The organism is Halobacillus sp. BBL2006 (assembly GCF_000786645.1).
Taxonomy (GTDB): Bacteria; Bacillota; Bacilli; order Bacillales; family Halobacillaceae; genus Halobacillus.
Window position 1 is genome coordinate 1 of sequence record NZ_JRNX01000258.1, and the last position, 13,042, is coordinate 13,042.

Below are 13,042 nucleotides of genomic sequence, written 5' to 3' on the forward strand. Positions count from 1 at the left end.
GGACAGGTGAGACCCCGCAGAGCGAAGCTCGAGGAGGCTTAGCGCACGCCCCACGGAAAGCGAACCTTTTCCCGCAGCCTCAAACTCACACGAATGTCTCGAAACTGAGTCTTACTTGAATAAGAAGATACAATTGTACTTATGCGAACTAAAAAAAGGAAGGGCCCGATAGTGGGACCTTCCTTTCATAATTAATCCATTTCATTAGGGAGTGCTTCTGTCACGTATGTTCCTGCGATAAAATCATGGATGGCACGACGATCTTCTCTGAGACCTACCATAAAAGCACTGACGATCGCACCGATTCCCAAAGTAAGAGCGTAAACAAGGCCCCCGATAATAGTTCGCAAAAACATCGCCAGGATGCCTACATTTGATCCGTCTTTTTTAACAATTCGAATACCGACGATACGCTTACCGACGACGTAGCCGCTCCATACGATAGGTACAATCAATTGGTACAACACATAAATGTTCCTGCTGTATGTATTGTCGAAATCCCAATTGAATAATAATATCCCTAACAAGCTAATCGGAAGACTGACAATCAATACATCCAAAATCGCAGCCCCCAGCCTTTTCCAAAACCCAACAGGTTGTTTCATTTAATCTTCCTCTCCATATATAGGTCTATTTATGTATAGTATAGAAATATTTGGATCATGTGAAGAGTACAAGACAAAAAACAAACCCGAACCTTGATCAAGGTTCGGGTTTGTTGGATTTGCTGATTTAACGTGGATTAACCTCTACAACTTTTTCATCAGCGGATTTTTCTTCTTCTTCAGAAGATGTCAGCTCATCTTTCGCTTCCTTCGCTTTTTCTCCTGCTTCTTGCAGGTCTTCCCCTGCATCCTTGGCCGTTGAGATAATCTCTTCAGATTCATCTTTAATGTCTTTTGCACGTTCTGTGATTTCTTTTCCTTGATTGTTCATGACATCCTGAACGGTGGACACCGCTTCATTGATGACGGAGACGGTTTTTCGCACACGCGTAACGAGGTCGTCTTTCTTAGCTGAAGGATCTTCTTTCACTTCAGAAGCATAACCGCTTACCGCGTCTTTCGTTGATTTTGATCCTTCTTTCAAGCGTCTTCTTTGCTCAGGGTCCCTAATTAATACGAAAGCTCCTCCAATAAGCGCTCCTGTTAACATCGCGATTGGCAGCTTCTTATTTCCGCGTTTTTTCGTAGTTGGCTGAGCTGTTTGAGTTGTTTGAGCCGTTTGAGTTGGCTGTGTCATTTGTTCGTTTTGCATAAATCATTTCCCCTTTAGTTTTGTATTTTCTTGCGCTTCTGCTTTCAAAGATTGTTTGGCAGAATCGAAGATTTTATAATTTGTCTTTCCGCCTTCATAAAGCTCGGTTTTCTTACGGTCATATTTCATTTTGTAGACGGGGGAGCCTTTTTTGAGATTATGGACTCCGATCCCGCTTGCAATTCCTGCGATCAATCCAGTCATCCATTCTCTTTTACTCATCGTGTCTGACTTTCCAACTGTACAGATTTCAAGGCTTTTCGTTTTTGCACGAGATAATACGTAAGAGCAAGTGCTCCGTACACTCCGCGCCAGCCTTCCTCATTGATCTTCTGCTCGCCTTCGTGTGTGCTCTGCTTGACGGAATAAGTCATGTCAACAAGCGAAGAAGTCAGTTTTCTGGAAGATTCCCCGATATCACCGACAATGTAGAAAAGAGGGCTGAGCGCTCGAATCTTTTCGTTTACATCTGCCAGGGTATCGTTACTGTTGTGTAAGACGTTTGATGTTTCTTTCATAACCGAGTCCAGTTGGTCGGGCAGCTGATCAACCGTTTTACGGACTCCTCCAAGTACATTAGCCAAATTATTTAAAGCTTTGATTAGAAAAATGGATACGATCGCAAATGCGATCCCAATGATGAGTACTCCTATTCCTAGATAATCCATAATTGAAACCTCTCTTTCCTACTTTGATTTTTTCCCTTTAAACCTTAAGTATAGCTCAATTGCTGCATCTCCCCATCGCATCGCCTTGGCCACTTGATCATCAGACTGATCGGAAGCGTGAGCGACACTCTCTGCCATTCCTTGAAGAGAGTTATTGACGTTCCCCATTGTAGAACCCATATGGTTGAGCGAGTCAACAAACCCATTGAGGGATTGAGTCTTCTGTTGGACATCATCAGCAATCGTGTTTGTTTTCTTCAATAGATTTTCTGATTCTGTTGTGATTCCTTGCATTTGTCCCTCTACTTTTTCTAGGGTCTGAGAGACACTGGTCATTGTACTTGACGCAGCTTTTAGTGTTTTGACGACGAAAATTGCGATAAATGCGAATGCGATCGCAATGATGAGTAAACTGATTCCAGCTAATGACATAACCTTTCACCTCTTTATTCGTTTAGTTTGCTATACCACTAACCATTTCTGGCGAAACACAAAAGTGCTGATACTATATTCCTTTATTTACCACCTCAGGTCATCCAGAATTTGGATGACCTGAGGTGGGATTTTTTTCTAAGTGAATAGGTTTAAGTCTATCAATTTTGTGATAACGCTTACATTAACGGCGCTTCTTCCATAAATCTCCTTAATCGCAATTTATTTATTAAATTAGCCAAAAATCGACAAAACTTTTCAGAAAATTTGTTTGATTTCTAATTGTAAAAGAACCTCAAGGATTTTATGATAAGTATAAGAGACATTTTTCGTGTCAAATTTTATAGAATTTTAATCCATAGAGGAGTGATGGCGTGGTCAATGATACAGCATTAGAACATGATATCTATTTATTTCATCAAGGGAATCTCCGTTACAGTTATCAGCTTCTCGGAGCGCATCCGGACACTCGGAATGGAGAAGAAGGAATCCGTTTTGCCGTTTGGGCACCGAATGCAAAGCAAGTGAGCGTCGTTGGCAACTTTAATAATTGGGATGGAAGAGAACATCCAATGGAAAGGATCAATGACAACGGTATTTGGATGACTTTTATTCCTAACTTGGAACAAGGAACGATTTACAAGTATGAAATTCTGACCCCTCACGGTCACTTGCGTTTGAAAGCAGACCCGTACGCTTTCTCGAGTGAATTGCGTCCCGAAACGGCTTCTGTGGTTCACCCGCTCAATAACCATACATGGAATGATGATGAATGGATGAGAGAGCGGAAAGCGAAGAACCATTATGAATCACCGATGTCAATTTACGAGATTCATTTGGGTTCATGGAAATATATCGAACCGGAAGTCTTCTATAATTTTCGGGAATATGCTGATATGGTCATCCCTTACGTTAAGGACCTCGGTTACACGCATATTGAACTTCTCCCCATTATGGAACACCCCTTCGACCGATCATGGGGCTACCAAATTACAGGCTACTTTTCTGTAACAGCAAGATATGGATCGCCTGACGACTTTAAGTATTTCGTCGACCAATGTCATCAGAACGGACTGGGAGTCATTCTTGACTGGGTTCCTGGGCACTTTTGTAAAGATGAACACGGTTTAAGGCGGTTTGATGGTGAACCCCTCTATGAATACGAGAATCCAAGCAAAGCCGAAAAGACCCAATGGGGTACGCTGACTTTTGATTTTGGCAGGAATGAAGTCCAAAGCTTCTTAATCTCCAACGCGATCTACTGGCTGAAAGAGTATCACCTTGACGGCCTGCGTGTCGACGCTGTTGCGAGTATGCTCTATTTGGACTTCGGCAAAGAGGATGGCGATTGGGAATTGAATGAATATGGCGGAAGAGAGAACCTCGAAGCCGTCGAGTTCATCAAGAAAATGAACGAGGCCATATTCGATGAAATCCCGGATACGCTGATGATGGCTGAAGAGTCGACTTCATGGCCATTAGTCAGTGCGCCGACTTACATTGGAGGACTTGGCTTCAATTACAAATGGAATATGGGCTGGATGAACGACATGCTCAAGTATATTGAGATGGATCCCATCCACCGTAAATATCACCATAATCTAATTACATTTTCATTGATGTATGCCTATTCAGAAAACTTTGTATTACCGATTTCTCATGATGAAGTCGTTCATGGTAAGAAATCGTTATTAAATAAAATGCCAGGTGATTATTGGCAGAAATTTGCGAATCTGAGAGCCTTTCTTGGGTATATGTACGCTCACCCTGGCAAAAAACTTTTGTTCATGGGAGGTGAATTCGGCCAATTCGATGAGTGGAAGGATTTAGAGGATCTCGACTGGGAACTATTGGATTACGACTCTCACAGCAATACGAAGAACTACGTGAAACAATTGCACCAGTTTTATAGAGATACGCCAGCATTATGGGAGTTGGATCATAAGGAAGAAGGGTTCTTCTGGATCGATCCTAATAACTATGAGCAAAGCATTGTTTCTTTTGCACGCAATAGTCGTACTTCAAACGACCAACTGATTGTGGTTTGCAATTTCACTCCTGAAGTTTACCACGACTACAAAGTAGGGGTGCCGAAACATGGCTCATACAAAGAAATATTTTCGAGCGACGCGGAACATTTTGGAGGTTCTGGGCAAACGAATGGCTTGCCATTAGAAACGATTCCTGCCCCATGGCAAGGACAAGACCAGCATATAACCATGACGATTCCCCCGCTCGGTGTGAGCTTCTTGAAGAGAACTTCAGTATCTAAGGAGGAGAATCATGAAAAATAAACAGTGTGTAGCGATGCTTTTGGCTGGTGGTCAAGGAACCAGACTGAAATCACTAACGAAACAAATAGCAAAACCAGCCGTCTACTTCGGCGGCAAGTATCGGATCATCGACTTTCCTTTAAGTAATTGCACCAACTCTGGAATCGATACGGTTGGTGTATTGACGCAGTATGAGCCACTCATCCTCAATGATTATATCGGAATTGGGGATACGTGGGATCTCGATCGTAAATTTGGCGGTGTATCCGTCCTTCCACCGTTTATGCAGGCTGAAGGTGGCGGCTGGTACACAGGTACAGCCAATGCGATTTACCGAAACCTTAAATTCTTAAATCAATATGACCCTGAGCACGTTCTTGTGCTATCAGGAGATCACATCTATAAGATGGATTACAGCGAAATGCTCGATTATCATATTGGTTCTGGAGCAGATGCTACTATTTCAGTTATTGAAGTTCCGTGGGAGGATGCCAGCCGATTTGGAATCATGAACACGGACGATGGTGGCAGAATAACCGAATTTGATGAGAAACCTGAAAATCCGAAGAGCAACCTTGCCTCCATGGGGGTTTATATTTTCCGTTGGGATGTTTTGAAACAATACTTGATCGATGATGCGGAGAAAGAAAACTCTTCCCATGACTTTGGTAAAGATATCATCCCTGCTCTTCTTTATGACTATAAAAAGCTTATGGCTTTCACGTTTGAAGGCTACTGGAAAGACGTTGGTACTGTCGACAGCCTTTGGGAAGCCAATATGGATCTATTGAAAAAAGAACCGGAATTGAACCTTAATGATCATACATGGCGCATGTATTCAAAAAATCCTAATCAGCCTCCGCAGTATATTGCTCCACAGGCAAAAGTGAGTAATGCGCTGATTAATGAAGGGTGCCGCATTTACGGAACCGTTGATACGTCGATCATCTTTTATGGGGTTCATGTTGATGAATCTTCCGTTGTTAAGGATTCCGTCATTATGCCTGATGTAAAGATTGGTAAAAACGTAACCATTAATCGTGCCATCATTGCAAAAGGAACCGTAATAGAAGATGGCGCCGTAATTGGCGATTCATCCCCAGATAGTGAAATTACCCTTGTGGCTGAACAAGGCAGTGTACTTGCATCCAGCTACGCTACTAATAGTTAAGAGGAGGATTCCATGGACCGCATTGCAGGAATTATTAACTTAGACCACGAACAAGATGTATTGGATGAACTGACTTATTTTCGGTGTGGTGCTGCTGTTCCATTTGCAGGCCGTTATCGAATGATTGATTTTGCCATTTCCAATATGACCAATTCTCGTATTGATTCAGTAGCTGTATTTGCCCGCCGTAAGTATCGTTCCCTTATGGACCATTTGGAACAAGGGAAAGCCTGGGACTTAGACCGTAAAACCGGAGGGCTTTTTATCCTCCCTCCAGACTGGAACGATCCAACAGATATTTCCCGAGGGGATTTGCAGCATTTTCATAACAACATCGATTTCATCAACCGAACGCTAGCGAACTATATCCTTGTGTCCGGATCCCAGCATATTTGTAACATCGACTTTCAAGATGTATTAGCCGAGCATAAAGAATCAGGTGCTGATGTGACCGTGCTTTATAAGAAGGTGGATGAGCTGTATCCTGAACACCAGCGTGCCCATAAGCTGGATATTGATGAAGATAACAGAGTCACAGCGATTCATAACGATCAAAGCAATTCCAATGTCTATATGGATATGTATCTGATCGATAAGAACGTCCTGCATGATTTAATCGATGATTGTATTGCACACGGATGTACCCATTTCTTCCTTGATGGAATAAAAGGCAAGCTGCCTGAAATCAATGTGCGTGCATACGAGTACACAGGAGCTCATGCCTTAATCAATTCTGTTGAGAGTTACTATCGTAATAGCGCGAAGCTTTTGGATCCTTCTGAGCAAGATCAGCTTTTCAAAGAGGATAACCCGATTTATACGAAGGTTAAAAATGAGGCGCCTTCCAAATACTTGTCGACTTCGAACGTAACAAATACGTTGGTTGCTAATGGATGTATGATTGAAGGACATGTCGAAGACAGCATTCTTTTCAGAGGAGTAAAAGTAGCGGAAGGAGCCGTCATAAAGAACTCTATCATTATGCAGCGCTGTGAGATTGATAGCAATGCTGTGTTAGAGAATGTCATTTTAGATAAAGACTGTACGATTTCAGAAGGGCGGACATTGATTGGTGCGCCAGAGAAACCGTATGTTGTTCCGAAACGAAAAACAATGTGACTAGTATCTGATTAAGATGCCTGTCCACTATGATAAAGGGACTGTCTGAACCGATTTTCTGGCAGTCCTTTTCTCATATAAGAGAGTAAGTGATTTGTTGCACATAATTAAAGGAGTGAAAAATCGTGAACGTATTGATGATTGGATCAGAATGTACGCCTTTTATTAAAACAGGAGGTCTTGCCGATGTACTAGGCTCTCTCCCTCAGGCATTGAAAGAAGAAGGAGTGGATGTCCGGGTCGTCCTGCCTAAATATGAAAATATGGATGATCATTGGAAGCTCCAACTGACTCATTTGGATGAACTGAATGTGCAAATGGGCTGGCGTAACCAATATGCCGGGGTTGAATATATAGAATACGAAGGAATCCCAATCTATTTTATTGATAACGAATATTATTTCAAACGATCTAACCTATATGGATATGATGATGAAGCCGAACGGTTCGTCTTTTTTAACAGAGCGATCATGGAAATGGTGATGGCACTGGACTGGCGACCGGATGTTCTTCATTGCCATGACTGGCAAACGGGATTGATCCCTGTTTTTCTACATACACATTATAAGGATGTAGAGAAATTCCAGGGAATGAAAACGGTTTTCACGATCCATAACTTAAAATACCAAGGAGTTTTTGCTAGATCTGTATTACACGATTTGATGGACTTCGATGAGGGTATGTTAACAGAAGACACCTTTGAATTTTTTGGTGACATCAACTTCATGAAAGGTGCACTGAATTTTTCAGATTTTATTACAACAGTAAGTGAAACTTATGCAAATGAGATTCAAACGCCTTATTATGGGGAAAACCTAGACGGAGTTCTAAGAAAACGTGCGAATGAATTAATTGGAATTGTCAATGGGATCAATGATCAAAATTATAATCCTTTAAAGGACGAAGCTCTTGCTTTTCCTTACAGGAGTTCTTTGATCAAAAAGGCTCAGAACAAGATGTGGCTACAGGAGCAATTAGGTTTGCCGGTTCGGAAAGATGTGCCTATGATTGGCATCGTTTCCAGACTGGTGGAGCAAAAAGGGTTCGATCTAATCGGACGTGTCATTGATGAATTACTGTACCACGATGATGTGCAAATCGTGCTGCTTGGTACAGGAGAATATCAATATGAACAGATGCTGCAATGGGCACAAGACAGGCACCCAGATAAAATGTCTACGAATATCCGATTCTCTGAACCTTTTTCCCGTCAAATTTACGCAGCGAGCGATATGTTTTTAATGCCATCGAGGTTTGAACCATGCGGCATTGGACAGTTGATCGCTTTAAGATATCTCTCTGCCCCTATTGTCCGAGAAACAGGCGGGCTTGCAGATACAGTTATTCCATTTGACGAGGCGACTGGAGAAGGGAATGGATTCACATTTACCAACTACAATGCTCACGACATGCTCTACACGATACGTCGGGGGATCGAATTCTATCACCAACCTGATTCTTGGCAGCAACTGGTCAAAAACATTTGCAAGAGTAAGTTCACTTGGAAGGACTCTGCTGAACAGTACATGGATTTATATCAATCTATGTTTCAGTAGCAGATGTGATAGGAGGAAATCATAATGGTGATGTTCAGCGACAAAGAGGAATTTAAGCAGGCGTTTACATCAAAGATTGAAACGGAACTAGGGAAGACGATTGAGACGGCAACTGAATTTGATTCTTATCGAGCTCTTGGAGCACTTGTTAAGGATAAGATCAGTGAGAACTGGTTGAACACCGACCAACGCTACAAGGAGAATAAAACGAAACAGGTCTATTATTTCTCCATGGAATTTTTGATGGGACGTCTACTAGGGAACAATTTGCTTAATATGAAGCTTCTTTCTCTCGTAGATGAAGGCTTACAGGATTTAGGTTTATCTTTATCCAACCTGGAAGAAGAGGAAAATGACCCAGGCCTTGGCAACGGGGGATTAGGACGCTTAGCGGCTTGTTTTTTAGATTCGCTGGCATCCTTGGAGTTGGCTGGACATGGCTATGGAATGCGTTACAAATACGGGATGTTCGACCAGCACATCATTGATGGCCAACAGGTCGAGCTTCCTGATTATTGGTTGTCTAAGGATTTCATATGGGAGGTCCGTCGTCCAGAAGATTCCATAGATGTGAAGTTTGGAGGCTACGTATATTCTGATAAAGACTCCGGCGGAAATCTTAAGTTTCAATATAAAGATTATGAGCAGGTGAGGGCTGTTCCTTACGATGTACCTGTCGTCGGATATAACAATGAAACGGTCAACACGCTGCGACTATGGTCGGCAGAACCTACCGTGGAAGATACGCTGGCAAAAGCAGAAACTGAAAATGAATTTGGACATTTTTTGAATCACAAGCGTTCTTTAGAATCCATCTCTGAATTCTTGTATCCTGACGATTCGAATGAAGAAGGTAAAAGACTAAGATTAAAACAAGAATATTTTCTAGTGTCTGCAGGCGTTCAATCGGTCATAAGGGCGTTCGAAGCCTTAGAATTACCGTGGTCGTCTTTCCCTGATCAAGCAGCACTTCACATTAACGATACTCACCCGGCCCTTGTCATTCCAGAATTGATGAGAATCTTAATGGATGAAAAAGGAATCGGCTGGGAAGATGCATGGGATATTACGCAATCATCTGTTTCTTATACCAACCATACAACGTTAAGTGAAGCGCTTGAATCGTGGCCGGTAGATATGGTTCGTTCCCTGTTGCCGCGCATATTCATGATCATTGATGAAATTAACGAGCGATTCTGTCAGGAGTTGTGGCGGACGTACCCTGGAGAGTTCGATCGGATTGCAGACCTCGCTATTGTGGCAGATGGACAAGTGAAAATGGCTCACCTATCTATTGTAGGAAGTCATAGTGTGAATGGTGTGGCAAGGCTTCACACTGAAATTTTGAAAAAACGAGAAATGAAGCGGTTTTACGATACGTTCCCTGAACGTTTCAATAATAAAACGAATGGAATTACACATAGACGCTGGCTGATGCATGCGAATGAACCGTTGTCTTCGGCCATCACAGAAGCTATCGGAGACAAATGGGTGGAGCAGCCGAAATTGCTTACGAACCTTTTAGATAAAAAAGATGATTTGGCTTTTCTGGATCAATTGGATGATATTAAACAACAGAACAAACAGGATCTAGCCAAGTGGGTTCATCAAACCCAAGGGATTACGGTAGACCCGAACTCGATTTTCGATGTTCATATCAAACGGCTTCATGGATATAAGCGCCAACTGCTCAACGCTCTTCATATAATGCATTTATACAATGAATTGAAATCGAACCCTGCGATGGATATGGTTCCGAGAACCTTTTTCTTCGGTGCCAAAGCAGCTTCTGGTTATCACTTCGCAAAAAAAGTTATTCAATTGATCAATCGGATTGCCCATGTCATCAATAATGACCGGGATGTCAATGACACGATCAAAGTGGTCTTCTTACCTAATTATTCTGTATCGATTGCTGAAAAAGTCATCCCCGCAAGTAATGTTAGTGAGCAGATTTCGACGGCCAGTAAAGAAGCATCTGGCACCGGAAATATGAAATTCATGATGAACGGAGCTTTAACCGTCGGTACAATGGACGGAGCAAATGTTGAGATTCACGAGCTTGTAGGAGATGACAATATTTATACGTTCGGACTAAGTTCGGATGAAGTATTGGGGTATTATCGCCATGGCGGCTATTCTTCAAAACAAATTTATGATCAAGATGAACGTGTGCGCCATACGTTAGATCAATTGATCCACTACAGTCCTTTTTCAAAAGGTGAAACTCATTTCCAGGATATTTATGACGCGTTGGTTCACCACAATGATGAATATTTTGTCTTGAAAGACTTTGCTGATTATTTATTAGCCCAAAAGCGGGTCAGTCAGGATTTTCAGAAGAAACGTCAATGGAATCTGAAAAGTCTTGTGAATATCGCCCAATCTGGAAAATTCTCAAGCGACCGCACCATACAGGAATATGCGACAGATATATGGAAAGTCCAAAAGATACGTACCTTAAAGTGATGGTTTAGGGGGTCTTCAAGTGAGGCAAAAAGATGTTTATCACAACAGTTTTGAACAGACATATAGAGAGCCTTTCGGTGCAGCGCCGAAAGGTTCTAATGTTACATTAACCATTGATGTACTTGACCATTTTCAAGTATCTCACGTCATGCTGCATTATATTTTGGATCGCACGGATGATGAAAGAATAAAGGAAATGGACTTATATAGTGAAGAGCATCATTATAATTCCTATGAAACGACGATAAAAATGCCAGATGATCCTCAGTTAATCTGGTATTTCTTTCAGATTATTTTGGAAGATGGAACCATTTATTACGGCAGGGAGAACATTTTTGAGAGCGGTGAGGGAAGAGTCTACGACCATATCCCTCCTTCCTGGCAAATCACGGTGTATGACCATGAATATGAGACACCTGACTGGTGGAAGAACGCCACGATGTATCAAATCTTCCCCGACCGTTTCTATGCCGCTGGTGAGATTGATATGTCTAAAGCCCCGAAAACCAGTTTGATGCACTCTCATTGGGAGAATGATCCTGTTTACATTAGAAATGAACGAGGAGAGGTCATTCGCTGGGACTTCTTTGGTGGAAATCTTCAAGGCATCATCGAAAAATTGGATTACATTCAATCCTTAGGTGTGACCGTCATTTATCTAAACCCAATTTTTGAAGCGGAGAGTAACCACCGGTATGACACAGGAGACTATCATACGGTGGATCGATTGCTGGGCAGTGAAGAAGATTTAGAGCAGTTGATTAAGGAAGCTGCCGATCGAAATATCGAAATTATGCTGGACGGTGTTTTCAGTCATACCGGCAGTAACAGCATATATTTTAACCGTGAAGGACAGTATGACTCTTTAGGAGCCTATCAGTCTAAAGAATCCCCTTACTACACGTGGTATAAATTTTATAATTACCCGAACGAATATGAAGCGTGGTGGGGTGTCGGGACTTTGCCGACGTTGAATAAGGAAAATGAAGACTATCAAAACTTCTTGATTCATAACAAAGACAGCGTAATCAAAACGTGGCAGAAGTCTGGAATGAAGCATTGGCGCTTAGATGTTGCGGATGAACTGACCGATGACTTGATTAAGCAAATCAATACGCAATTAAAAAAATATGATAAATCTAGTGTTCTATTAGGCGAAGTTTGGGAAGACGCTTCTAATAAAACTTCCTATGGAAAGCGGCGGGATTACTTCTTAGGCGGAGTACTGGATTCTGTCATGAATTATCCTTTGCGTAGGATCATGCTTGACTTTATGAAGGGAGACGTCGATGCCTACTTCGTGGACCGCCGGTTGACTACGTTATCTGAACACTATCCGAAACAGTACTTTTATGCGCTTATGAATATGCTTTCCAGTCATGATGTAGAGCGGATCAAAACGATGCTTGAAGGATATCTGCCCGATCACTATTCACAAAAGCATAAGGATGACCTGGTTGATCGGCAGGTCAGAGCTCTCAGCTTATGGCTTTACGCATTTCCTGGGGTACCGTCTTTGTATTATGGAGATGAAGCCGGGTTGACCGGTGGAGCGGATCCTGACAATCGTAAACCGTACCCTTGGGAGCGAGAGGATCAGGACCTCTTATCCTGGTATAAGAAAATCGGTGAATGGCGCAGAGAGCATACAGCTTTACGTACAGGGAATTGGAAGTCATTTTCTTTTCATGGCGATGTCTATGGATTTGAACGGTGGATCACGAATGAGGTAGATGCTTTCGGAGAGAAAGCCCCCGACGAGCAGATCATCTACTTGATGAACAGAAACCATCAGGAAAAAATAAGTGTAAGCTTGTCTGTAACAAAAGGAAAATGGCAGCATACTGAAAACAAAAAAAGAATTTTCAAGGCGAAAAAAGGAGATCTGACTTTAGATTTGGAACCTTGTGAAAGCATGCTGCTAAGGCTTATGAAATAGACTTTGTTCAGCAACGCGCAGGTTTTGGAAGACTCAGTTTCGAGATATTAGGGATTCGTTGCTGTATTTAGAGTCAGGGGTGGTTGGGAAGCAGCTCGCTTTCCTGCGGGGATGACGGCAAGCCTCCTCGGACTCCGTCCTGCGGGGTCTCGCCAGCC

11 protein-coding genes are annotated in these 13,042 nt (G+C 42.3%); 6 read left to right on the forward strand and 5 right to left on the reverse strand.

Features of this window, described 5'->3' with window-relative positions:
• Positions 1–191: 191 nt before the first annotated feature.
• The 5 genes from LD39_RS08520 to LD39_RS08535 form a co-directional block, all read right to left on the reverse strand.
• The gene (locus LD39_RS08520; RefSeq protein ID WP_035545189.1) at positions 192–605 is read right to left on the reverse strand and encodes an RDD family protein; all 414 of its coding nucleotides are present in this window, start codon (positions 603–605) and stop codon (positions 192–194) included.
• Positions 606–732: 127 nt separating this feature from the next.
• The gene (locus LD39_RS08525) at positions 733–1,257 is read right to left on the reverse strand and encodes a hypothetical protein (RefSeq protein ID WP_231572544.1); all 525 of its coding nucleotides are present in this window, start codon (positions 1,255–1,257) and stop codon (positions 733–735) included.
• Between the two features lie 3 nt (positions 1,258–1,260).
• Positions 1,261–1,479, reverse strand: a complete 219-nt coding sequence (locus tag LD39_RS23515) for a hypothetical protein (protein ID WP_231572545.1) — start codon at positions 1,477–1,479, stop codon at positions 1,261–1,263.
• Complete coding sequence (locus tag LD39_RS08530) at positions 1,476–1,925, reverse strand: DUF948 domain-containing protein (RefSeq protein WP_035545191.1); 450 nt, start codon at positions 1,923–1,925, stop codon at positions 1,476–1,478. Before LD39_RS08530 ends, LD39_RS23515 begins: the two co-directional genes overlap by 4 nt.
• Positions 1,926–1,943: 18 nt before the next feature.
• The gene (locus LD39_RS08535; RefSeq protein ID WP_035545193.1) at positions 1,944–2,357 is read right to left on the reverse strand and encodes a DUF948 domain-containing protein; all 414 of its coding nucleotides are present in this window, start codon (positions 2,355–2,357) and stop codon (positions 1,944–1,946) included.
• A gap of 374 nt (positions 2,358–2,731) precedes the next feature.
• Here LD39_RS08535 and glgB point away from each other — a divergent pair, with 374 nt between their 5' ends.
• The 6 genes from glgB (at position 2,732) to LD39_RS08565 (ending at position 12,884) form a co-directional block, all read left to right on the forward strand.
• Positions 2,732–4,651: a 1,4-alpha-glucan branching protein GlgB gene (gene glgB, locus LD39_RS08540; protein ID WP_035545194.1), complete on the forward strand. Its 1,920-nt coding sequence runs from the start codon at positions 2,732–2,734 to the stop codon at positions 4,649–4,651.
• Positions 4,641–5,801, forward strand: a complete 1,161-nt coding sequence (locus LD39_RS08545) for a glucose-1-phosphate adenylyltransferase (RefSeq protein WP_035545196.1) — start codon at positions 4,641–4,643, stop codon at positions 5,799–5,801. Before glgB ends, LD39_RS08545 begins: the two co-directional genes overlap by 11 nt.
• A gap of 12 nt (positions 5,802–5,813) precedes the next feature.
• Positions 5,814–6,920 (forward strand): glucose-1-phosphate adenylyltransferase subunit GlgD, encoded by a 1,107-nt coding sequence (gene glgD / locus LD39_RS08550; RefSeq protein ID WP_035545199.1) that lies wholly within the window; start codon positions 5,814–5,816, stop codon positions 6,918–6,920.
• A gap of 125 nt (positions 6,921–7,045) precedes the next feature.
• Entirely contained in the window at positions 7,046–8,476 is a 1,431-nt protein-coding gene (glgA, locus tag LD39_RS08555) for a glycogen synthase GlgA (protein WP_035545201.1), read from the forward strand.
• A 30-nt stretch (positions 8,477–8,506) separates the two neighbouring features.
• Positions 8,507–10,945: a glycogen/starch/alpha-glucan phosphorylase gene (locus tag LD39_RS08560; protein WP_035545208.1), complete on the forward strand. Its 2,439-nt coding sequence runs from the start codon at positions 8,507–8,509 to the stop codon at positions 10,943–10,945.
• 19 nt (positions 10,946–10,964) lie between these two features.
• The gene (locus LD39_RS08565; protein WP_035545204.1) at positions 10,965–12,884 is read left to right on the forward strand and encodes a glycoside hydrolase family 13 protein; all 1,920 of its coding nucleotides are present in this window, start codon (positions 10,965–10,967) and stop codon (positions 12,882–12,884) included.
• Positions 12,885–13,042: the final 158 nt, after the last annotated feature.

What these genes read in the sequence shown, in the direction of transcription:
- LD39_RS08525 (WP_231572544.1), bottom strand. Translation starts at nt 1,257, where the DNA reads ATGCAAAACGAACAAATGACACAGCCAACTCAAACGGCTCAAACAACT.
- LD39_RS23515 (WP_231572545.1), bottom strand. Translation starts at nt 1,479, where the DNA reads ATGAGTAAAAGAGAATGGATGACTGGATTGATCGCAGGAATTGCAAGC.
- LD39_RS08560 (WP_035545208.1), top strand. Translation starts at nt 8,507, where the DNA reads ATGTTCAGCGACAAAGAGGAATTTAAGCAGGCGTTTACATCAAAGATT.
- LD39_RS08535 (WP_035545193.1), bottom strand. Translation starts at nt 2,357, where the DNA reads ATGTCATTAGCTGGAATCAGTTTACTCATCATTGCGATCGCATTCGCA.
- LD39_RS08530 (WP_035545191.1), bottom strand. Translation starts at nt 1,925, where the DNA reads ATGGATTATCTAGGAATAGGAGTACTCATCATTGGGATCGCATTTGCG.
- glgD (WP_035545199.1), top strand. Translation starts at nt 5,814, where the DNA reads ATGGACCGCATTGCAGGAATTATTAACTTAGACCACGAACAAGATGTA.
- LD39_RS08520 (WP_035545189.1), bottom strand. Translation starts at nt 605, where the DNA reads ATGAAACAACCTGTTGGGTTTTGGAAAAGGCTGGGGGCTGCGATTTTG.
- LD39_RS08545 (WP_035545196.1), top strand. Translation starts at nt 4,641, where the DNA reads ATGAAAAATAAACAGTGTGTAGCGATGCTTTTGGCTGGTGGTCAAGGA.